The following is a 25336-nucleotide window of genomic DNA, read 5'->3' on the forward strand; positions in this document are numbered from 1 at the left end:
TGACGGAACGCTCGCTGGAGCTGATGGTAGGGGTAATTGGCATCCTGAAGGCCGGTGGGGCGTACTTGCCAATCGATCCGTCGCTGCCTGCCGAACGTATCCGGTATATGCTAACGGACAGCGGCGCAGCGATGCTACTAATTCAGCCGGGCCTGGATCCGTGCGGATTCGAAGGCACGGTGCTGGATCTGGTGGAAGCCGGGCAAGCACCGTCAGAAGCAAACCTCGCGCTTAATGCAACGTCGAGCGATTTGGCCTATATGATCTATACCTCGGGCACAACAGGGAACCCGAAAGGAGTCATGATCGAGCACCGCTCGGTGGTGAACTTTATCGCAGGGATGAGGCAAGCGATTCCGTTCGCCCCAGCGAAGTCGATGTTATTTGCGACCACGCTGTCGTTCGACATCTCGGTGGTGGAAACACTGCTGGCGTTGACGCAAGGCATGCGGGTCGTGGCAGCGAATGAAGAGCAGCAGAAGGAGCCTCAGCAGCTGGCGGCGCTGATCGAGCGCCAGCATATCGACGTGGTGCAGATGACGCCTTCCCGGTTGAAGATGCTGCTGTCTGCAGGCAACGATGGGTGGCTGGAAAGCGTCACGGAAATGTTGATTGGAGGAGAGGCTTGGACGGACGATCTGCTGGCGGTGCTGCAAAGCAAATCGAAGGCCGCGCTGTTTAATATGTACGGTCCGACCGAGACGACGATTTGGTCCGCGATGCGGGAAGTAACCAATGATCAGACGGTGAGCATCGGGGGTCCGATCGCCAATACACAGCTGTATATTTTGAGCGACAACTGGCAGTTGCAGCCGATCGGTGTTGCAGGTGAGCTGTGTATCGCTGGCGATGGCTTAGCCCGTGGTTACTGGAACCGGCCGGAGCTGACGGCGGAGAAGTTCGTGGACAACCCGTTCGAACCAGGTACGCGGATGTACCGGACCGGGGATTTGGCAAGATGGCTGCCGGACGGCAACCTCGAATACTTGGGCCGGATTGACCACCAGGTGAAAATCCGCGGCTACCGGATCGAGTGCGGGGAGATCGAAGCGCGGCTCATGGGGCACGCAGACATCCGCGAAGCGGTAGTCATTGCCCGGGAAGAGGAGCAAGGGCAGGCGTACTTGTGCGCGTATATCGTGAGCGGTGAAGCTATTCCCGTTCCGGAGCTACGTGCGCATTTGGCGGCACAGCTACCGGAGTACATGATTCCGTCCTATTTTGTTCAATTGGAGAACATTCCGCTGAACAACAACGGCAAGGTAGACCGCAAGGAGTTGCCGGCACCAGATTTAAATATAGGTCTAGAGGTTTATGAAGCGCCTCGAGATGAGCTGGAGGCGCAATTGGCGGAGCTGTTCGCGGAGGTGCTGGGCACGGGCTCGTTCAGCATCGGCGACTCGTTCTTCGAGCACGGCGGTCATTCGCTGAAAGCCGTGACGCTGGTGTCGCGCATCCATCAGCAGCTGGCGGTGGAGTTGCCGCTGCGGGAGTTGTTCGCGCGTCCGACGGTGAAGGCGTTGGTGGAATATGTGCGCAGCATGGATCCTAGCGACTACGGCCGGATTGAGCCGGCAGAGCCACAGGCATCGTATGCGCTGTCGTCGGCGCAGCGGCGGTTGTATGTGCTGCATGAGCTGGAGCCAGAGAGCATGCGTTACAACATGCCGGGCGTCGTGGAACTGGTAGGGAAGGTGGACGCGGATCGGCTGGAGCAAGCGATTCGCTCGGTCATCGCCCGTCATGAATCGCTTCGCACGTCGTTTACATGGATAGACGGTGAACCGAAACAACAGATACACGAAGACGTGTCGTTGGAATGGGTTTACCAAGATACAGATGAAGCGCATGCGCGGGCGTTGACACGGAACTTCGTGCGTCCGTTCGCACTTGACCAAGCACCCCTGCTACGCGCCGAGCTGCTGCGTCTAGCGGAGGACCGTTATTGGCTGCTGTGGGACATGCATCATATTGTGTCGGACGGCGTATCGATGAACATCCTGCTGTCGGACTTCATGACGGCGTATGCCGGCGCGGAGCTGCCGCCACTGCGGATTCAGTACAAGGATTATGCAGTCTGGCAGCAAGGCACGCTCGAGGCCGAGCAGATGGAAGCGCACGAGGCGTACTGGCTGTCCGCCTTTACGGAGGAAGCACCGGTGCTGGAGCTGCCGACCGACCGAGTGCGTCCTGCGGTACCAAGCAGCGAGGGCGGACGTGTTCATGCGGAGCTTAACGCTGACGTGGCCGAAGGGCTGAAGAAAGTCGCAGCGAAGACGGGATCGACGCTTTACATGGTACTGCTTGCAGCCTATAACGTGTGGCTACACAAGTACACGGGGCAGAGCGACATCGTGGTGGGTACGCCGGTGTCGGGGCGCACACATGCGGACACGGAGCCGATGATCGGGATGTTCGTGAACACGCTGGCGCTGCGCAACGCTCCATCCGGGGACAAGCGATTTATCGACTTCGTGCACGAGGTGAAGGCGCGGACACTGGCAGCGTTTGAACACCAGGACTACCCGTTCGAGGAACTGGTAGAGAAGCTGAACGTGCGCCGGGATAGGAGCCGCAACCCGTTGTTCGACACGATGCTGATATTGCAAAATATGGAGCAGGTAAGCTTTGATCTGGCAGACGTTGACGTTCGTCCGGTCGAGCTGAGCCATCCGGTGACGAAATTCGACTTGACGCTAAACATCGTAGAAGTCAATCAAAGTCTCCATATGACACTGGAATACAGTCGCGCCTTGTTCAATGCGTCTACGGTTGAGCGTCTATTGTCTCACTTTGTACAACTGTTGACTCAAATTACCGAACGAACGGACGCAAGCATAGCTTCTCTGCAACTTATAACGCCAGAGGAGAAACAGTTGCTGCTCTACGCATTCAACGACACGGTAGCAGATTATCCGCGTGAAGCGACGATCCATGGGCTGTTCGAGGCCCAAGTTGAGAAGACACCGAACGCGGTGGCGGTTGTGTACGAAGACCGGCAGCTGACTTATGCGGAGCTGAATGCGCGGGCCAATCAGCTGGCTTGGACGCTACGCGAACAGGGTGTGGGTCCGGATCGCATCGTGGCCATCCTGACGGAACGCTCGCTGGAGCTGATGGTAGGGGTAATTGGCATCCTGAAGGCCGGTGGGGCGTACTTGCCAATCGATCCGTCGCTGCCTGCCGAACGTATCCGGTATATGCTAACGGACAGCGGCGCAGCGATGCTACTAATTCAGCCGGGCCTGGATCCGTGCGGATTCGAAGGCACGGTGCTGGATCTGGTGGAAGCCGGGCAAGCACCGTCAGAAGCAAACCTCGCGCTTAATGCAACGTCGAGCGATTTGGCCTATATGATCTATACCTCGGGCACAACAGGGAACCCGAAAGGAGTCATGATCGAGCACCGCTCGGTGGTGAACTTTATCGCAGGGATGAGGCAAGCGATTCCGTTCGCCCCAGCGAAGTCGATGTTATTTGCGACCACGCTGTCGTTCGACATCTCGGTGGTGGAAACACTGCTTGCGTTGACGCAAGGTATGCGGGTCGTGGCAGCGAATGAAGAGCAGCAGAAGGAGCCTCAGCAGCTGGCGGCGCTGATCGAGCGCCAGCATATCGACGTGGTGCAGATGACGCCTTCCCGGTTGAAGATGCTGCTGTCTGCAGGCAACGATGGGTGGCTGGAAAGCGTCACGGAAATGTTGATTGGAGGAGAGGCTTGGACGGACGATCTACTGGCGGTGCTGCAGAGCAAATCAAAGGCCGCGCTGTTTAATATGTACGGTCCGACCGAGACGACGATTTGGTCCGCGATGCAGGAAGTAACCAACGATCAGACGGTGAGCATCGGGGGACCGATCGCCAATACACAGCTGTATATTTCGAGCGACAACTGGCAGTTGCAGCCGATCGGCGTCGCAGGTGAGCTGTGTATCGCTGGCGATGGCTTAGCCCGTGGTTACTGGAACCGGCCGGAACTGACGGCGGAGAAGTTCGTGGACAATCCTTTTGAACCAGGTACACGGATGTACCGGACCGGTGATTTGGCGAGATGGCTGCCGGACGGCAACCTCGAGTACTTGGGCCGGATTGATCATCAGGTGAAGATCCGCGGCTACCGGATCGAATGCGGGGAGATCGAAACGCGGCTCATGACGCAAGAGCACATCCGCCAAGCAGTGGTTATTGCCCGTGAAGAGGAGCAAGGGCAGACGTATTTATGCGCGTATATCGTGAGCGACGAAGCTATTCCCGTTCCGGAGCTATGTGCGCATTTGGCGGCACAGCTGCCGGAGTACATGATTCCGTCCTATTTCGTCGCGCTTGAGAAACTACCGCTTACAGTAAACGGTAAGCTGGATCGCAAAGCGCTGCCGGCACCGGATCGGGAGGCTTACACCGAAGCCTATGAAGCGCCACGGGATGGGCTGGAGGCGCAATTGGCGACGCTGTTCGCGGAGGCACTGGGCGGGGGTACGATCGGCATCGGCGACTCGTTCTTCGAGCGCGGCGGTCATTCGCTGAAAGCCGTGACGCTGGTGTCGCGCATCCATCAGCAGTTGGCGGTGGAGTTGCCGCTACGGGAGTTGTTCGCGCGACCGACGGTGAAGGCGTTGGCGGAATATGTGCGCAGCATGGATCCTAGCGACTACGGTCGGATTGAGCCGGCAGAGCCACAGGCATCGTATGCGCTGTCGTCGGCGCAGCGGCGGTTGTATGTGCTGCATGAGCTGGAGCCGGAAAGCACGCGCTACAACATGCCGGGCGTCGTGGAACTGGCAGGGAAGGTGGACGTGGACCGGCTGGAGCAAGCGATTCGCTCAGTCATCACCCGTCACGAATCGCTACGCACCTCGTTCACGTGGGTAGATGGCGAACCGAGACAACAGATACACGAAGACGTGTCGTTGGAATGGGTTTACCAAGATACGCATGAAGAGCATGCGCGGGCGTTGACACGGGACTTCGTGCGTCCGTTCGCACTTGACCAAGCGCCGCTACTGCGCGCTGCGCTGCTGCGTCTAGCGGAGGACCGCCATTGGCTGCTGTGGGACATGCATCATATTGTGTCGGACGGCGTATCGATGAACATCTTGCTGTCGGACTTCATGACGGCGTATGCCGGCGAGGAGCTGCCGCCACTGCGGATTCAGTACAAGGACTATGCGGTCTGGCAACAAGGCACGCTCGAGGTTGAGCGGATGGAAGCGCATGAGGCGTACTGGCTGTCCGCCTATGCGGAGGAAGCGCCGGTGCTGGAGTTGCCGACCGATCATACGCGTCCGGCGGTGCCAAGCAGCGAGGGCGGACGCGTTCATGCGGAGATTAGCGCGGACGTGGCCGAAGGGCTGAAGAAAGTCGCAACGAAGACCGGATCAACGCTGTACATGGTACTGCTTGCAGCCTATAACGTGTGGCTACACAAGTACACGGGGCAGAGCGACATCGTGGTCGGTACGCCGGTGTCGGGGCGCACACATGCGGACACGGAGCCGATGATCGGGATGTTCGTGAACACGCTGGCGCTGCGCAACGCTCCATCCGGGGACAAGCGATTTATCGACTTCGTGCACGAGGTGAAGGCGCGGACACTGGCAGCGTTTGAACACCAGGACTATCCGTTCGAAGAACTGGTGGAGAAGCTGAACGTGCGCCGCGATAGGAGCCGCAACCCGCTGTTTGACACGATGCTGATATTGCAAAATATGGAGCAGACGCGCTTTGGTCTGGCTGAGGTTGCGGTTCGTTCGGTCGAGCTGAGCCATCCGGTGACGAAGTTTGATTTGACGCTAAACGTCGTGGAAGTCAATCAAGGTCTTCACATGACACTGGAATATAGTCGCGCCTTGTTCAATGCGTCTACGGTTGAGTGTCTATTGTCTCACTTTGTACAACTGTTGACTCAAATTACCAAACGAACGGACGCAAGCATAGCTTCTCTACAACTGGTAACACCAGAGGAGAAGAAGCAGTTGCACGCGTTCAATGACACGGCGGCGGACTATCCACGGGAAGCGACGATCCATGGGCTGTTCGAGGCCCAAGTTGAGAAGACACCGAACGCAGTTGCGGTTGTGTACGAAGACCGGCAGCTAACTTATGCGGAGCTGAATGCGCGGACGAATCAGCTGGCTTGGACGCTGCGCGAACAGGGTGTGGGACCAGATCGCATCGTGGCCATCCTGGCGGAACGCTCGCTGGAGATGGTTGTCGGGGTGCTGGGTATCCTGAAAGCTGGCGGAGCCTACTTACCAATTGATCCGTCGCTGCCTGCCGAGCGTATCCGGTATATGCTAGCGGACAGCGGCGCGGAGGTACTTCTGATTCAGCCGGGCCTGGATCCATGTGGATTCAAGGGTTCGGTGCACGAGTTGACGGAAAGGGGACAAGCGCAACTCGAGGCCCATCCGCCGCTAACGATAGACTCTCGGCGTTTGGCTTATGTAATTTACACCTCGGGTACGACTGGGAACCCGAAAGGAGTCATGATCGAGCACCGCTCGGTGGTGAACTTCATCGCAGGGATGAGGCAAGCGATTCCGTTCGCCCCAGCGAAGTCGATGTTATTTGCGACCACGCTGTCGTTCGACATCTCGGTGGTGGAAACACTGCTTGCGTTGACGCAAGGTATGCGGGTCGTGGCAGCGAATGAAGAGCAGCAGAAGGAGCCTCAGCAGCTGGCGGCGCTGATCGAGCGCCAGCATATCGACGTGGTTCAGATGACGCCTTCCCGGTTGAAGATGCTGCTGTCTGCAGGCAACGATGGGTGGCTGGAAAGCGTCACGGAAATGTTGATTGGAGGAGAGGCTTGGACGGACGATCTGCTGGCGGTGCTGCAAAGCAAATCGAAGGCCGCGCTGTTTAATATGTACGGTCCGACCGAGACGACGATTTGGTCCGCGATGCGGGAAGTAACCAATGATCAGACGGTGAGCATCGGGGGTCCGATCGCCAATACACAGCTGTATATTTTGAGCGACAACTGGCAGTTGCAGCCGATCGGTGTTGCAGGTGAGCTGTGTATCGCTGGCGATGGCTTAGCCCGTGGTTACTGGAACCGGCCGGAACTGACGGCGGAGAAGTTCGTGGACAATCCTTTTGAACCAGGTACACGGATGTACCGGACCGGTGATTTGGCGAGATGGCTGCCGGACGGCAACCTCGAGTACTTGGGCCGGATTGATCATCAGGTGAAGATCCGCGGCTACCGGATCGAATGCGGGGAGATCGAAACGCGGCTCATGACGCAAGAGCACATCCGCGAAGCAGTGGTTATTGCCCGTGAAGAGGAGCAAAGGCAGACGTATTTATGCGCGTATATCGTGAGCGACGAAGCTGTTCCCGTTCCGGAGCTACGTGCGCATCTGGCCGTACAGCTGCCGGAGTACATGATTCCGTCGCACTTCGTGGAGCTGGAGAAGCTGCCACTGAACAACAATGGCAAGGTAGACCGTAAAGCGCTGCCGGCACCAGAACGGGAGGCTTACACCGAAGCCTATGAAGCGCCACGGGATGCGCTGGAGGCGCAATTGGCGACGCTGTTCGCGGAGGTGTTGGTCACGGGCGCGATTGGCATCGGCGACTCGTTCTTCGAGCGCGGCGGTCATTCGCTGAAGGCCGTGACGCTGGTGTCGCGCATCCATCAGCAGCTGGCGGTGGAGTTGCCGCTGCGGGAGCTGTTCGCGCGACCGACGGTGAAGGCGTTGGCGGAATATGTGCGCAGCATGGATCCTAGCGACTACGGCCGGATTGAGCCGGCAGAGCCACAGGCATCGTATGCGCTGTCGTCGGCGCAGCGGCGGTTGTATGTGCTGCATGAGCTGGAGCCGGAGAGCACGCGTTACAACATGCCGGGCGTCGTGGAACTGGTAGGGAAGGTGGACGCGGATCGGCTGGAGCAAGCGATTCGCTCGGTCATCACCCGTCACGAATCGCTGCGCACTTCGTTTACATGGATAGACGGTGAACCGAGACAACAGATACACGAAGTCGTGTCGTTGGAATGGGTTTACCAAGATACAGATGAAGCGCATGCGTGGGCGTTGACACGGGACTTCGTGCGTCCGTTCGCACTTGACCAAGCACCGCTACTGCGCGCCGAGCTGCTGCGTCTAGCGGAGGACCGTTATTGGCTGCTGTGGGACATGCATCATATTGTGTCGGACGGCGTATCGATGAACATCCTGCTGTCGGACTTCATGACGGCGTATGCCGGCGCGGAGCTGCCGCCGCTGGGGATTCAGTACAAAGATTACGCGGTCTGGCAGCAAGGCACGCTCGAGGTCGAGCGGATGCAAGCGCACGAGGCGTACTGGCTGTCCGCCTATGCGGAGGAAGCGCCAGTGCTAGAGCTGCCGACTGACCATACGCGTCCGGCGGTACCAAGCAGCGAGGGCGGAAAGGTATACACCTCAGTGAGCGCCAAGACTGTAGAGGCCCTTAAACGAATCGCGGCAGAGACGGGATCGACGCTGTACATGGTGCTGCTCGCAGCCTACAACGTGTGGCTACACAAGTACACGGGGCAGAGCGACATCGTGGTCGGTACGCCGGTGTCGGGGCGCACACATGCGGACACGGAGCCGATGATCGGGATGTTCGTGAACACGCTGGCGCTGCGCAACGCTCCATCCGGGGACAAGCGATTTATCGACTTCGTGCACGAGGTGAAGGCGCGGACGCTGGCAGCGTTTGAACATCAGGACTATCCGTTCGAAGAACTGGTGGAGAAGCTGAACGTGCGCCGCGATAGGAGCCGAAACCCGCTGTTCGACACGATGCTGATATTGCAAAATATGGAGCAGACGCGCTTTGGTTTGGCTGAGGTTGAGGTTCGTTCGGTCGAGCTAAGCCATCCGGTGACGAAGTTTGACTTGACGCTGAATGTCGTGGAAGTCAATCAAGGCCTTCACATGACGCTGGAATATAGTCGAGCCTTGTTCAATGCGTCTACGGTTGAGCGGCAATTGTCTCACTTTGTACAACTGTTGACTCAAATTACCGAACGAACAGACGCAAGCATAGCTTCTCTGCAACTGGTAACGCCGGAGGAGAAGCAACTGCTGCACGCGTTCAATGACACGGCGGCGGACTATCCACGGGAAGCGACGATCCATGAGCTGTTCGAGGCGCAAGTCGAGAAGACGCCGAACGCGGTGGCGGTTATATGCGGCTACAAACAATTGACATATGCAGAGTTGAATGCGCGGGCGAATCAGCTGGCTTGGACGCTGCATGACAAAGGTATTCAAGCGGATACGGTAGTCGGAATTGCTGCTGAGCGTTCATTGGAAATGATCATTGGCCTATTGGCGATATCGAAGGCCGGCGGTGCATATTTGCCAATCGATCCGATTTTGCCGTTTGAACGCATTCGGTCCATGCTTAAGGACAGCGGCGCAAGTGTACTGCTGCGTCATCACGGTTCAGAAACGTATGCGTTTCAAGGATGCATTCTGGATTTTGAGGATACCGAAATCGGAGATCGGCTTGAAACGAACCCTGCCATTACAGTGATGCCACACCATTTGGCTTATGTGCTTTACACATCGGGGACGACCGGCCAGCCGAAAGGCGTAATGATCGAGCATCGCTCCGCCGTCAATTTTCTGTTTGGCATGACAACGAGAATTGCGTTCGTGCCGACCAAATCGATTCTATTCGCGGCCACGTTGTCTTTCGACATCTCGGTTGTTGAAACGTTACTGGCGTTAACCCGGGGCATGCGCATCATTGTCGCGACCAAGGATCAGCAGAGGGATCCGCAGCAATTAACGGAACTGATTAAGCGACATCGGATCGCCATGCTGCAGGCGACACCATCTAGACTTCATACGCTATTGGCTGTTGGTTCCGATTCTTGGTTGGAGAGCGTGAGCGACATTATGGTTGGCGGAGAAGCGCTGACAGAGGATCTACTGAATCAATTGCAATCACGGTCTTCTGCGGCGATATATAACATGTATGGGCCGACAGAAACGACGGTCTGGTCGATGCTGCGAGACGTCACCGCAGATAAAACAGTGACGATCGGAAGTCCCAACGCCAATATGCGGTTCTACGTCGTAGATCCAAACGGCCAATTGCAACCCATTGGCGTAGCGGGAGAGCTTTGTATAGCAGGCGATGGCGTGGGACGCGGTTATATTAATCAGCCTGAACTGACTACGGAAAAATATGTAGATAACCCGTTCGATCCGGGTACGCTGATGTATCGGACTGGGGATTTGGCAAGGTGGCAGCCGGATGGCAACCTTATCTATATGGGTCGAATGGATCATCAAGTCAAGATCCGTGGGTATCGCATCGAATGTGGGGAGATTGAAGTTTGTCTGAAAGAGCATGAATACATCCGCCAAGCGGTCGTATTGTCTCGGAATGATGAGCAAGGGCAGGCGTATCTATGCGCTTATCTGGTATGCAGCATGCCGCTGACAGCATCTCAAATACATGCTCACCTAGCTCGGTATTTGCCGGAGTATATGATCCCGTCCTATTTTGTTGAATTGGAGAACATTCCGCTGAACAACAACGGCAAGGTAGACCGTAAGGCGCTGCCTGCGCCGGATTTAAATGCAGGCATAGAAGCCTATGAAGCGCCGCGGGATGCGCTGGAGGCGCAATTGGCGGAGCTGTTCGCGGAGGTGCTGGGCACGGGCTCGTTCAGCATCGGCGACTCGTTTTTCGAGCGCGGTGGTCATTCGCTGAAGGCCGTAACGCTGGTGTCGCGCATTCATCAGCAGCTGTCGGTGGATTTGCCGCTGCGGGAGCTGTTCGCGCGACCGACGGTGAAGGCGCTGGCGGAATATGTGCGCAGCATGGATCCTAGCGACTACGGCCGGATTGAGCCGGCAGAGCCACAGGCATCGTATGCGCTGTCGTCGGCGCAGCGGCGGTTGTATGTGCTGCATGAGCTGGAGCCAGAGAGCACGCGTTACAACATGCCGGGCGTCGTGGAACTGGTAGGGAAGGTGGACGCGGATCGGCTGGAGCAAGCGATTCGTTCAGTCATTACCCGTCACGAATCGCTACGCACGTCGTTCACATGGGTAGACGGCGAACCGAGACAACAGATACACGAAGACGTGTCGTTGGAATGGGTTTACCAAGATACGCATGAAGAGCATGCGCGGGCGTTGACACGGGACTTCGTGCGTCCGTTCGCACTTGACCAAGCGCCGCTACTGCGCGCTGGGCTGCTGCGTCTAGCGGAGGACCGCCATTGGCTGCTGTGGGACATGCATCATATTGTGTCGGACGGCGTATCGATGAACATCCTGCTGTCGGACTTCATGACGGCGTATGCCGGCGCGGAGCTGCCGCCACTGCGGATTCAGTACAAGGATTATGCAGTCTGGCAGCAAGGCACGCTCGAGGCCGAGCAGATGGAAGCGCACGAGGCGTACTGGCTGTCCGCCTTTACGGAGGAAGCACCGGTGCTGGAGCTGCCGACCGACCGAGTGCGTCCTGCGGTACCAAGCAGCGAGGGCGGACGTGTTCATGCGGAGCTTAACGCTGACGTGGCCGAAGGGCTGAAGAAAGTCGCAGCGAAGACGGGATCGACGCTTTACATGGTACTGCTTGCAGCCTATAACGTGTGGCTACACAAGTACACGGGGCAGAGCGACATCGTGGTGGGTACGCCGGTGTCGGGGCGCACACATGCGGACACGGAGCCGATGATCGGGATGTTCGTGAACACGCTGGCGCTGCGCAACGCTCCATCCGGGGACAAGCGATTTATCGACTTCGTGCACGAGGTGAAGGCGCGGACGCTGGCAGCGTTTGAACATCAGGACTATCCGTTCGAAGAACTGGTGGAGAAGCTGAACGTGCGCCGCGATAGGAGCCGAAACCCGCTGTTTGACACGATGCTAATATTGCAAAATATGGAGCAGGTAAGCTCTGATCTGGCAGACGTTGACATTCGTCCGGTCGAGCTGAGCCATCCGGTGACGAAGTTTGACTTGACGCTAAACGTCGTCGAAGTCAATCAAAGTCTTCACATGACGCTGGAATATAGTCGCGCCTTGTTCAATGCGTCTACGGTTGAGCGTCTATTGTCTCACTTTGTACAACTGTTGACTCAAATTACCGAACGAACAGACGCAAGCATAGCTTCTCTGCAACTGGTAACGCCGGAGGAGAAGCAACTGCTGCACGCTTTCAATGACACGGCGGCGGACTATCCACGGGAAGCGACGATCCATGAGCTGTTCGAGGCGCAAGTTGAGAAGACGCCGAATGCGGTAGCGGTCGTGTACGAGGACCAGCAACTGACTTATGCGGAGCTGAATGCGCGGACGAATCAGCTGGCTTGGACGCTGCGCGAGCAGGGTGTGGGTCCGGATCGCATCGTGGCCATCCTGGCGGAACGCTCGCTGGAGATGGTTATCGGGGTACTCGGCATCCTGAAGGCCGGTGGGGCGTACTTGCCAATCGATCCGTCGCTGCCTGCCGAACGTATCCGGTATATGCTAGCGGACAGTGGGGCGAAGGTGCTGCTGATTCAGCCTAGTCTAGATCCGTGCGGATTCGAAGGCACGGTGCTGGACCTGGCAGAATCTGAACAAGCACCGTCAGAAGCAAACCTCACGCTTAATGCAACGTCGAACGATTTGGCCTATATGATCTACACCTCGGGCACAACAGGGAACCCGAAAGGAGTCATGATCGAGCACCGCTCGGTGGTGAACTTTATCGCAGGGATGAGGCAAGCGATTCCGTTCGCCCCAGCGAAGTCGATGTTATTTGCGACCACGCTGGCGTTCGACATCTCGGTGGTGGAAACACTGCTGGCGTTGACGCAAGGCATGCGGGTCGTGGCAGCGAATGAAGAGCAGCAGAAGGAGCCTCAGCAGCTGGCGGCGCTGATCGAGCGCCAGCATATCGACGTGGTGCAGATGACGCCTTCCCGGTTGAAGATGCTGCTGTCTGCAGGCAACGATGGGTGGCTGGAAAGCGTCACGGAAATGTTGATTGGAGGAGAGGCTTGGACGGACGATCTGCTGGCGGTGCTGCAAAGCAAATCGAAGGCCGCGCTGTTTAATATGTACGGTCCGACCGAGACGACGATTTGGTCCGCGATGCGGGAAGTAACCAATGATCAGACGGTGAGCATCGGGGGTCCGATCGCCAATACACAGCTGTATATTTTGAGCGACAACTGGCAGTTGCAGCCGATCGGTGTTGCAGGTGAGCTGTGTATCGCTGGCGATGGCTTAGCCCGTGGTTACTGGAACCGGCCGGAACTGACGGCGGAGAAGTTCGTGGACAATCCTTTTGAACCAGGTACACGGATGTACCGGACCGGTGATTTGGCAAGATGGCTGCCGGACGGCAACCTCGAATACTTGGGCCGGATTGACCATCAGGTGAAGATCCGCGGCTACCGGATCGAATGCGGGGAGATCGAGGCGCGGCTCATGGCGCACGTTGACATCCGCGAAGCGGTAGTCATTGCCCGGGAAGAGGAAAAGGGGCAGGCGCACTTGTGTGCGTATATCGTGAGCGGTGAAGCTGTTCCCGTTCCGGAACTACGTGCGCATTTGGCGGCACAGCTGCCGGAGTACATGATTCCGTCCTATTTTGTTGAATTGGAGAACATTCCGCTGAACAACAACGGCAAGGTAGACCACAAGGCGCTGCCTGCGCCGGATCGGGAGGCTTACACCGAAGCCTATGAAGCGCCTCGAGATGAGATGGAGGCGCAATTGACGACGTTGTTCGCGGAGGCACTGGGCGGGGGTACGATCGGCATCAGCGATTCGTTCTTCGAGCGCGGCGGTCATTCGCTGAAGGCCGTGACGCTGGTGTCGCGCATCCATCAGCAGCTGGCGGTGGAGTTGCCGCTGCGGGAGCTGTTCGCGCGACCGACGGTGAAGGCGTTGGCGGAATATGTGCGCAGCATGGATCCTAGCGACTACGGCCGGATTGAGCCGGCAGAGCCACAGGCATCGTATGCGCTGTCGTCGGCGCAGCGGCGGTTGTATGTGCTGCATGAGCTGGAGCCGGAGAGCACGCGTTACAACATGCCGGGCATCGTGGAACTGGTAGGGAAGGTGGACGCGGATCGGCTGGAGCAAGCGATTCGCTCGGTCATCACCCGTCACGAATCGCTGCGCACTTCGTTTACATGGATAGACGGTGAACCGAGACAACAGATACACGAAGACGTGTCGTTGGAATGGGTTTACCAAGATACAGATGAAGCGCATGCGCGGGCGTTGACACGGAACTTCGTGCGTCCGTTCGCACTTGACCAAGCACCGCTACTGCGCGCCGAGCTGCTGCGTCTAGCGGAGGACCGTTATTGGCTGCTGTGGGACATGCATCATATTGTGTCGGACGGCGTATCGATGAACATCCTGCTGTCGGACTTCATGACGGCGTATGCCGGCGAGGAGCTGCCACCGCTGCGAATTCAGTACAAGGACTACGCGGTCTGGCAGCAAGGCGCGCTCGAGGTTGAGCGGATGCAAACGAATGAGGCGTACTGGCTGTCCACCTATGCGGAGGAAGCACCAGTGCTGGAGCTGCCGACCGACCATACGCGTCCGGCGGTACCAAGTAGCGAGGGCGGAAAGGTATACACCTCGGTGAGCGCCAAGACTGCAGAGGCCCTTAAACGAATCGCGGCAGAGACGGGATCGACGCTGTACATGGTGCTGCTTGCAGCCTATAACGTGTGGCTACACAAGTACACGGGGCAGACCGACATTGTGGTGGGTACGCCGGTGTCGGGGAGAACGCATGCGGACACGGAGCCAATGATCGGGATGTTCGTGAACACGCTGGCGCTGCGCAACGCTCCGTCCGGGGACAAGCGGTTTATTGACTTCGTGCGCGAGGTGAAGGCGCGGACGCTGGCAGCGTTTGAACACCAGGACTATCCGTTCGAAGAACTGGTGGAGAAGCTGAACGTGCGCCGCGATAGGAGCCGCAACCCGCTGTTTGACACGATGCTGGTGCTGCAAAATATGGAGCAGACACGCTTTAGCCTAGCGGACGTTGACGTTCGTCCGGTCGAGCTGAGCCATCCGGTGACGAAGTTTGATTTGACGCTGAATGTCGTGGAAGTCAATCAAGGTCTTCACATGACACTGGAATATAGTCGCGCCTTGTTCAATGCGTCTACGGTTGAGCGTCTATTGTCTCACTTTGTACAACTGTTGACTCAAATTACCGAACGAACGGACGCAAGCATAGCTTCTTTGCAATTTATAACGCCAGAGGAGAAGCAGTTGCTGCTCTACGCGTTTAACGACACGGCGGCAGCGTATCCACGGGAAGCGACGATCCATGGGCTGTTCGAGGCCCAAGTTGAGAAGACACCGAACGCGGTGGCGGTCGTATACGAGGACCGACAACTGACCTATGCGGAGCTGAACAAGCGGGCGAATCAGCTGGCTTGGACGCTGCGCGAACAGGGTGTGGGACCGGATCGCATCGTGGCCATCCTGGCGGAACGCTCGCTGGAGCTGATGGTAGGGCTTTACGCCATCCTGAAGGCTGGCGGAGCCTACTTGCCGATCGAACCGGCACTGCCTGCCGAGCGTATCCGGTATATGCTGACGGACAGCGGCGCGGAGGTGCTTCTGATTCAGCCGGGCCTGGATCCATGTGGATTCGAGGGTTCGGTGCTCGAGTTGACGGAGAGGGGACAAGCGCAACTCGAGGCCAATCCGCCGCTAACGATAGACTCCCGGTGTTTGGCGTATGTAATTTATACCTCGGGTACAACAGGCAACCCGAAAGGGGTCATGATTGAGCATCGCTCGGTCATCAACCGCCTGCAATGGATGCAAAAGCGCTACCCGATTGGGGAACAGGACGTCATTCTGCAGAAGACGCCGATCACGTTCGATGTTTCCGTATGGGAGCTATTTCTATGGGGAATGACAGGGGCCCGAGTCTGCATGCTTCCACCACAGGGAGAGAAAGATCCCGCTGTGCTAGCTGAAACAATTGAGCGGTATCGCGTGACGGCAATGCACTTTGTGCCGTCGATGCTGAGCGTCTTCCTGGAGTATGCTGGGCAAGCGTTTAAAACAGAGAAGCTTAGCAGCTTACGCCGGGTATTTGCAAGCGGCGAAGCGTTAAAGCCGCAGCACGTCGCGGGCTTCTACAAGTTAACCGAGGGTCACGAAGCGACGCTACACAACCTTTACGGGCCAACAGAAGCAACGGTAGAGGTTGCATATTTTGACTGCATGACCTCCTTTATGGAACCGGTTGTACCTATCGGTAAACCGATCGATAATACACAACTGTACATTGTGAGCGACAACTGGCAATTTCAGCCGATCGGCGTCGCAGGTGAACTGTGTATCGCGGGCGATGGCTTGGCACGTGGTTACTGGAACCGGCCGGAGCTGACGGCGGAGAAGTTCGTGGATAACCCATTTGAGACGGGTACTAAGATGTATCGGACCGGGGATTTGGCGAGATGGTTACCGGACGGTAACATTGAGTACTTGGGCCGGATCGACCATCAGGTAAAGATTCGCGGCTACCGGATCGAATGCGGGGAGATCGAGGCGCGGCTCATGGCGCACGCAAACATCTGCGAAGCGGTGGTTATTGCCCGCGAAAAGGAACAAGGTCAAGCGTATCTATGCGCTTATCTAGTATGCAGTATGCCGCTAACAGCGGCTCAAATACGTGCTTACCTGTCTCAGTATTTGCCGGATTATATGATCCCTTCGTATTTTGTTGAAATGGAGAACATTCCACTCAACAATAACGGAAAAGTGAATCGAAATTTTCTACCTGTTCCAAATCTGGCCATGCAAAATAAAGGAGAAATACTGCCGCCTGCTACTGAGATTGAGTCTGAAATTTTGAAAGTGTGGCAAGCGGTCCTTAACCAAGACGATATTGGGGTTACGGATCATTTCTTCCATGTTGGCGGAAACTCATTGCACATTGTAGAGGTATATGCCAAGTTAAAGCAAAAGTATCCGGGCGTTCTTTCTGTAGCGGATTTGTTCGGAAATCCGAACGTGCGTCAACTGGCTCAGCATATTGAAACGATCTATGAGCAAAAGCAAGTATTTAAATGGAAGCCCTTCACATTCCCAACGTCGGATATGCTCGACCAGGGTGACTACATTCCAGGCGATGTATTGCTTTTTGAGCTTTCGAAGCGAACGAGTCAAAGCTTGGAACGGATTTCGGATCACTACAGTGTTCTAAAGGTATCTATTCTGATGACTGCTTTTGCATTTTTGATGTCGGAATACGCACAGACAGATGAGGTAACTTTACCTTGCTTACTAAATGACGACGTTTTATGTCAAGTTGAGGTTTCGTTCCGCGAAGCTGCAGAGTTGAGAGAAGTCTTTACAACAGTAGACAGATACCTGAAAACGAGAGATGGAGGACATTTTCATTGGGACAAGGTGAAGTACACCGCTTATGAGCCGCGTGAAGACCAAATACTTTGTGCTTTTGCAGGCGCTGTCTCGTTACCGGCAGGCTTTGCAAAACAGTTCGATCTAGTGCTCCAATGTGTAGAGGATGGTCATGCCCTTGCCTTTACATGTGAGCACAACCAGGGCCGCATTTTACAAGCGTCTGTAGAGACGCTGCTTCGCCAATTCGTAAGCTTACTGACAAAAATGCTTGAACAATGTGAAAAAAAGATAGGTCTGCTAGAGATGTAAAGTTAAGTGTAGGAGAGAGGAGAAGGCAAGCAGATGTCCTTCTCCTTTATCTTACCAATCACCCATTAGGAGCGGTTTCATATTAGAGGAGGATATATGAAAAAAAGACTGGTCGATTTCGATACTTCTGACGTGCTCTTAACTAACGAAAATATCAAGTTTGAACAAATCTCAAGTAAAGATATTGCAGTGATTGGTGTATCTTGTCAGATTGGTAGAGCAAGAAACATGAATGAATTTTGGGGTTTTTTAGTTGACGGGAAATGTTTGATTGAAGATCTGCCACGAACACGTAAAAAAGATATAACAGACGCGCTAAAACAATTAGGCATCGCTCCCGCTCCTCAGAAATTCATGAAGTCTACTTATCTTGGCAACATCGACACGTTTGATTATAAGTTTTTTTCTATACCGGCCATTGAGGCTCAATTAATGGATCCGAACCAACGTCTCTTTCTAGAGACTGTCTATGCTGCTATGGAGGATGCAGGTTACGGGGGAAGGGGATTGCATGGCAGCGAAACCGGAGTGTTCGTCGGACTTTCTAGCGAAGGGCCAATTGAATACAAAACATTTGCGCAAATGTCCGCTCCGGAGCTTGTAGGTCTAACAACTTCAGGTAATTTAAAATCGATTATTGCAGGTAGGATTTCCTATATATTTGATTTTAAAGGACCCAGCAGTGTGGTGGATACCGCATGCTCTTCATCTTTATCCGCTCTTCATCTGGCATGTCGTTCCATTCGCGCAGGCGAATGCAATACTGCTATAGCGGGAAGCGTCAAAATTAATATGTTACCGGCCAGTCAGTCGAATAATTACAAAATGGGAATCGAATCATCAGACGGGTATACGCGAACATTCGACGCAAATTCTGATGGAACAAATTCTGGGGAGGGAGTCGCGGCTGTTCTGCTGAAACCACTGCATCAAGCGATATTGGATCATGATCATATTTATGCGGTCGTTAAGGGCGGCGCATGGAATCAAGATGGCAGTTCAGTGGGGCTAACCGCACCGAATCCGAGCGCACAAGAGCGGGTTATTCTAAGCGCATGGCAAGATGCAGGAATCAATCCAGAATCCATTTCATACCTGGAAGCTCATGGAACAGGAACAAAGCTAGGCGATCCGATCGAAATCCAGGGAATACAAAATGCATTCCGCAGACATACCTCAAAAATGCAATTTTGTGCCGTAGGTTCTGTTAAAACAAATATAGGTCATTTGGATCATGCAGCAGGAATTGCAGGCTTTATTAAAGTAGTGCTCGCCTTAAAGCATGAAAAAATTCCTCCGATGCTACATTTTAAACAGCTTAATCCTAATATATCGTTAATTGATTCGCCTGTTTATATTGCGGACAAGCTAATCCAGTGGAAGCGTTCACCAAGTTCGAAAAGAAGATGCGGAGTAAGTTCGTTCGGTCTAAGCGGAACTAATTGTCATGTCATATTAGAAGAAGCTCCTGAACGACCTGAGGCTTCCCCTGACAACTTGAATCATATTTTTACCCTATCCGGCATGGAACAAACTAATCTAATAGAGAATGTTAAACAATATATTAATTTCCTATCAAGTTCTGCTAACCATTATAGAGTCGGGGATGTCTGTTACACCGTTAATACGGGGAGAGACCACTACACACACCGCTTGGTGCTGAAGACATCCAGCATAAAAGAACTGCTTCAGCAACTTGAAAGATTTCTTAATGCCCCATTCTTTACGATGGAGGAGCATCATATTTATTACGGTAGTCACAACACCGACACTGACAAAGCCATCTGGCCAAAACCTGAAAATGTGACCGATTCTGATACCAATCACGCCAAAGATCTGCTGCTAACTTTTAGTAAAGACCCATCCGATATGGGAGGGGCGTTTCGTGCTTTCGCTCAGGCCTATACGCAAGGAGCAGAGATTGATTGGGAATTGTTTTATCCGAAACATTCTTATTATAAAGTCAGTTTGCCAACATATAGCTATTTGAAAAACAGATGCTGGATTAGTATTCCGAAGAGGAATGTACATCCTGTTGGGAGACGAGAGACTTCAACATCCGAGCAAGAAGAGGAACATTGCTATTATCAGCTGAAATGGGTGGCCCAGGGCATTGATGACAAACCTTCGGAACCAATTGACGGGAAGACGGTTTTCTTTCGAACAACAGATCCAGTTTGCAACCAAATCAGTATATTACTGGAAAGACAAAACCAAGATTTTATTGAAGTTTATTATGGATCCCAGTACAAAAAGGTAACTGATTGTGAATACGTGATTTCGAGCAATGATTCTGACCACCATTTACTGCTCGAACAATTAGGAAAGGTTGGGCATGTCATTCATGCCTTTGATCTCGAAGAACGGCTACCGCTTTCTACATCGGAATTGCAGGAACGCCTCGTTAGCAGCGTGTACAGCTTGGTTTCTTTAACGAAAGCATTATTCAAGAAGCAGCGAAGGCAAGAAGTTGTGATTACCGTGCTTACCAAATCTGCAAATTCTGTGACGGGAGATGAGAAACAGATCAACCCGATCGGTGCCGCTATGCTCGGAATGGCAAAGGTTATTCACCAAGAATATCCGTACTTATTCACTCGAAGCTTTGATTTGGACGTAACTAGTGATCCTTCTGCACTTAAACAAATCTTAGCCCCAATTAGAGAAACGGCAGAATGTGCATACCGAAACGGCGATAGGTATATAGAAAGCCTTCAGTCATCGGAGCTTGAAAAAACTGAAGCCGTCTCCTTACGCAACAATGGCGTCTACATCATTACTGGAGGACACGGGGGGATTGGCTTGGAAGTAGCCAAACATTGGGTAAGACAACATAAAGTCTCCATTGCACTAATAAGTCGGACGCAATTGCCAAGCCGCGAACAATGGAGCTCAATTAAGGAGGGAGATGATCATAAACTAAAGCGCATTATTCAGAGCATTGAGGAAATGGAAAGCCTGGGATCTTCCATACATTCTTACAGCGCAGACGTTTCCGACTACGATCAAATGAACGTTCTGATCCAGCAGATCAGAGGCAGCTTTGGAAATATTAATGGTATTATTCATGCAGCAGGTATCGCAGGAGACGGCATGCTGTTCAGGAGAAGCAAGGAGCAATTTGACGCGGTCCTATCTCCTAAAGTAATGGGGTCGTGGAATCTGCACATGTTGACGAAAGACAATGACCTTGACTTTTTCGTGCTATGCTCCTCGATCGCTTCGCTTACCGGGGGAGTAGGTCAAGGGGACTATACGGCAGCCAATCGGTTCCTAGATTCATTCGCCGCTTATAGATTTGGATTAGGGATGACAGCTAGCTCTATTAATTGGCCAGCTTGGAAGGAGGTTGGTATGGCTGTTGATTATGGCGTCAAAGAAATCAACAACGTCATCAGCCATATTACACCTCGTTCGGCGCTGACTGCGCTTGATCAAATCCTAAATTCGAATCGACCTAGAGTAATCCTAGGAGAAATTAACGCTGTACACACGAATCAAATAACCATCAATAGTCAGTTACGGGATAAACAGTCCTTAGTGGCTGTTCAGCTGGTTGGAAGGGAATCCGGCGAATATACAAAACTTGAGAATCTATTGGCACGCATTTGGGGAGAACTTTTCGAACGTAATGTGATCATGGTTAATGACAATTTTTACGAATTGGGAGGACACTCCTTGCTTCTCATCCGGGTTGAAGTTGAGCTGGAAAAGCATGGCGTTGCGGTAGATCGTTTAAATATTGAACGGGACCGGACGCTTGAGCAAATAGCGAGCGCACTGGAGCACTCTAATTCAACGCTTGAAGACTGAGTGCGTAACTAGATGAATGCGGGGGAAAAGTGATGCACAAAATTATTGAACCGATAGAACCTTTTAACGAAATATATTATCAAAGCTGCTTGTATAATTCGTTGTTTCCGATTATACGGCATTTTCAGCTTAGCATCTTGCCGTTACTTATTAATGATTGGATTGTGTATGAGGCGACCCGCACAGGTGAAGGACTGCTATGTGGAATCTCCTACAGGACGAAAACGGGCCTTTCTGAAGGTCTTACAGGGCTTGGCGTCGCAGTAGAGAAGAGAGAACTTGTTGAAACGGTAATTGATAGAATCAAGAGTGCTATAGACATGGAGAGGCCTGTTGTGCTTTGGGTTGATTGCTACGAAATGCCGATTCGCAAAGACACTTTTCAAAAGAAGCACTTGCCTCACACCATCTTAGTTCATGGATATGATGATGTTAGCAGCCAATTTCATATTGTTGAACATTTGCAGACGGAAAACCTGTCCTATGGTAAAAAAACAATCATGATGGAGGATTTAGAGCGAGCGTTTATTGGATTTGATAATGAATTCAATAAAGGTCAAAAGAAGATAGATTCTTACTATGAATTTTACAAGATGAAGCAAGATGTTTCGACGATATACAAGGGCGAAGTTGAAACCTACCAAGAACTAATCAGGATAAACATGGATGCAATTACTGAAGGATTAGACAATCTGCTGGAAGTTACAGAGCAGTTGTACGGGAGGTTGATGCAGCAAGCGCCCATATCTATAGAATTTGCTGTAAAGCAACTGGATAAGCTGAATTCGCTCATATTAGCAAAACAAGCAGAGCATTACAAGCTTAAGCTTTTACAGATGGAGCAGGAGCCCTATTGTGCCATTCTACTAAATATTATCAATGAATGGAGCATAATAAGAGGTATAGTAGCCAAGTATGTTTATTCCAATCATTTTGAAGTTGAACGCTTTTCCGATCTGCCGGATCGAATGAACAATATTTACGAAGCAGAGTTAGAGTTCTACGCAAACTATTGTTCAAAAATATAGGCTTAAACTCGTGACACAAGCTTTAGGATCATATCGAGCATCCGAGTTTGAAAGAATTTGAATGGTTATTAGTGTTGAAGAAAAAGAATCTCCTCTGTCCGAAGCCGTAACCAATCGGGAAGGGATTGTTACAGAAATGTTTCCAAGACATGAACAGAATTATGGGAGGATCCACGCGGACTTATTGGGTAAGCATAGGTTTATACGAATTTCAGCGCCATAAATTTGTAACCATATTGAAGTGAGGAGTAGAGCAATGAACTTTGATAAAGAACAGCTTTTTTGGATAAATCCAATCAATGATTATTCTATTACAGAAAACAGGATTGAATTTGTAACGATGCCGAATACAGATTTTTGGCAACGAACCTATTATGGTTTTAGAAATGATAATTCACCTGCACTGTTAATGAAAACTGCTGAGAAGTATTTTTCATTTATAGTAAGAACAGATTATGATAGTACACATAGATACGAGCAGTGTGGGATAGTCATCTATCAGGACAGTGATAATTGGTTCAAGGCATCGGTAGAATATGAAAATGAGGAATTCCAAAGACTTGGAAGTGTGGTTACAAATCACGGATATTCAGATTGGGCAACAACTGATATCGATGCAAACATTAAAACTATGTATTATAGACTAAGTCGACGCGAAAGTGATTTCTGTATTGAAAGCTCTTTGGACGGGACTATATTTGAACAGATGCGTATTTTTCATTTGTTTGAAGGGAATGAGGAAATAAATTTTGGCTTATATGCTTGTAGCCCAGAGAATTCTTCATTTAAAGGTGTTTTCACCGAAATGGAAATTACAGAGTGCAAGTGGTTGGAGCATAAATAGTCGTTTACGCAGCTGAAAGTGAATATTACTCAAAAGGGCCTTCCTAAAAGGAAGGTCTTTTTTTAATGGAGTGGTTATAAAGTTGTCATCAGTTTCCGATTTCTATAGTTATCCATGTGGTAAAATTAGGATAATTGGATCTTGGGAGGCGAGGAGATTGAGTCTTGTGATGATCATTTTATTACTGTTCTTAAATATTCCAGTATATAAATTTTTATTTCGCGTGTTCTTCGTGAATAAAGATGATTATAGCGAATCGATTAGGCATACTTTTACACCTAACATCATTTCATTATTCCGGGGAGAGTATTGGAAGGATAGAATGAATACGGCAAGGCTTCAGTTTTTTATACTCATTTGCGGTGGGATTGTTGTTTTGGAATACCTTGTTTTGTATAAAATAATTGATATTTTTCGTTAACTAGAACTTCATTTAGAAACTTCTGCTTATGGTGAGCAGGAGTTTTTTTATCTTGCATAAGCACCGCCCTATTATGGAAAACTTATGTAGTGCGAATAAACAGCATGAATCTATTTTGGGAGGTGATAATGATGACAAATCAAGATCCGCAGGAGCTTCTTAAAAGTAAACACAAGCTGGATGAGCAGAAGAGGCAGTTCACAAATTTTGCCCGAAGTGCTTCCGGTCATGGTGAAGCAGAAGCAGGCCAGGAATTCAGTAATGACCGAGTGCCAGATGATCAAAACCGCATGAAATCTGTTGAGAACAGACAAGATTGATCTTAAAAAGCTATCAAATAAGCCGATCCTTTTCTGGATCGGCTTAGAAAAATAATTTTTACGTTGTAAGGTTGTTCAATAGGTATCGGATGCTAGAGTTTTCTTGCTTTAATTACAAAAGTTACAGGAAGCATCTTTGCTTTTTTTGCAAAATCGCTTTTATCGTCCCGCGACTGCATAAGTTCATCATCAGATTGCTCAATCATTTGCTCAATAACAAATCCAGCTTTAGATAGCGCATTCACATAAGTTGATAATTTACGATCCGATAAAGTTAGCGTACTTTCATCAAGAGATACTGAATACCAAGATTCATCGAAATAACATTTTTTAAAAACAAGCATATCATTTTCTGCAACAACACATTTGTGTATAGGGTGAGACCAGCTGAAAATAAATGATCCATCTTTTTTAAGGTAAGAAGCAATCCGGCTAAAAGTACCCTCAAGGTCAGTTGTCCAGCCTATGGCATAAACCGAATATACAAAGTCAAAATAATCCTCTGGCAGGCCACATTCTTCTTCCATAGGTGAGCAGATCAATTTTGCTGAAAGACCGTGCTCCGTCAAAAGTTGCCTAGTCTTTTCGATTTGGTTCTCTGCTATATCCGTACCCCATAGTTCAGATGCATTGCGTTCCCCCAGATATTGCAAAGATTGACCGCTTCCACAGCCTATCTCCAGCAACTTTTTCCCTGAGACATCACCAAAAAGTTGGCATTGTTCTTCCGATACAAATGCTCCATAAAGAGGAAGTGCAGTAGCTCCTAAAACTTCATTTCCTTTTGTATCCCAAAATAAGCTGTTTGTTTCATGAATAGAGTTCGTATCCATATCGACCGAGATGGCAACGCCAACCTCACCAGCGCCTATAACATTTGTTCTATAACCAGAATTTTTGTCCATGCAGACACCCGCCCCAAATATAGATTTTATAAGCCTAAACATATCTCCCGACTTGCGCGTAATCCCAATAATATATATCGAACACGAACAAGCTGAGGGATTAACCATAGAATAATCTACCATTTTTCCATGAACATATCCATCCAAAATTTCCAATTGTGAAATAAAGCATGAATTTCTGTTTATCACTCGCAGGGGGAGCCAGAATAAGTATGAATGTTACGATATTTTAATTTACGAGAAGGATCAGTTTTTCATGCTGCTCTAGGCATGCAACTGGACTCGCACACACCTTTCCTAGATAAATAGGCAGTCAAGCTATAATTTAATTCTAGCTAT

6 protein-coding genes (1 of these 6 running past the window's edge) are annotated in these 25336 nt (G+C 51.8%); 5 read left to right on the plus strand and 1 reads right to left on the minus strand.

Annotated features, from left to right (window positions below; genetic code table 11):
* The 5 genes from MHB56_RS00015 to MHB56_RS00035 form a co-directional block, all read left to right on the plus strand.
* A protein-coding gene (locus tag MHB56_RS00015) for a non-ribosomal peptide synthase/polyketide synthase (protein WP_341143105.1) crosses the window boundary here: on the plus strand, positions 1-17666 show its 3' portion. Its footprint begins 13516 nt before the window's first position; 17666 of the gene's 31182 nt are visible here — the last part of the coding sequence; the start codon falls outside the window, past its left edge; its stop codon occupies positions 17664-17666.
* A 96-nt stretch (positions 17667-17762) separates the two neighbouring features.
* Positions 17763-21479: a type I polyketide synthase gene (locus MHB56_RS00020; RefSeq protein ID WP_248548623.1), complete on the plus strand. Its 3717-nt coding sequence runs from the start codon at positions 17763-17765 to the stop codon at positions 21477-21479.
* Positions 21480-21511: 32 nt separating this feature from the next.
* A complete protein-coding gene (locus tag MHB56_RS00025; RefSeq protein ID WP_339281040.1) occupies positions 21512-22507 on the plus strand; it encodes a BtrH N-terminal domain-containing protein in 996 nt (331 codons plus the stop codon).
* A gap of 256 nt (positions 22508-22763) precedes the next feature.
* Entirely contained in the window at positions 22764-23351 is a 588-nt protein-coding gene (locus MHB56_RS00030) for a DUF1349 domain-containing protein (RefSeq protein WP_076184931.1), read from the plus strand.
* Between the two features lie 549 nt (positions 23352-23900).
* Complete coding sequence (locus tag MHB56_RS00035; RefSeq protein ID WP_076130505.1) at positions 23901-24092, plus strand: hypothetical protein; 192 nt, start codon at positions 23901-23903, stop codon at positions 24090-24092.
* 92 nt (positions 24093-24184) lie between these two features.
* Here the strand turns inward: MHB56_RS00035 and MHB56_RS00040 are convergent, their stop codons facing one another.
* Positions 24185-24997 carry a class I SAM-dependent methyltransferase gene (locus MHB56_RS00040; protein ID WP_339281041.1) on the minus strand — a complete coding sequence of 271 codons (813 nt, stop codon included), beginning with the start codon at positions 24995-24997 and terminating at the stop codon, positions 24185-24187.
* Between the last annotated feature and the right edge of the window lie 339 nt (positions 24998-25336).

It is taken from the genome of Paenibacillus sp. FSL H8-0315 (assembly GCF_038005365.1).
Lineage (GTDB): Bacteria > Bacillota > Bacilli > Paenibacillales > Paenibacillaceae > Paenibacillus_AQ > Paenibacillus_AQ odorifer.

Excerpts from the sequence above, each read along its gene's own strand:
- MHB56_RS00040 (WP_339281041.1), bottom strand. The coding sequence starts at position 24,997 with ATGGACAAAAATTCTGGTTATAGAACAAATGTTATAGGCGCTGGTGAG.
- MHB56_RS00020 (WP_248548623.1), top strand. The coding sequence starts at position 17,763 with ATGAAAAAAAGACTGGTCGATTTCGATACTTCTGACGTGCTCTTAACT.
- MHB56_RS00030 (WP_076184931.1), top strand. The coding sequence starts at position 22,764 with ATGAACTTTGATAAAGAACAGCTTTTTTGGATAAATCCAATCAATGAT.
- MHB56_RS00025 (WP_339281040.1), top strand. The coding sequence starts at position 21,512 with ATGCACAAAATTATTGAACCGATAGAACCTTTTAACGAAATATATTAT.
- MHB56_RS00035 (WP_076130505.1), top strand. The coding sequence starts at position 23,901 with ATGATGACAAATCAAGATCCGCAGGAGCTTCTTAAAAGTAAACACAAG.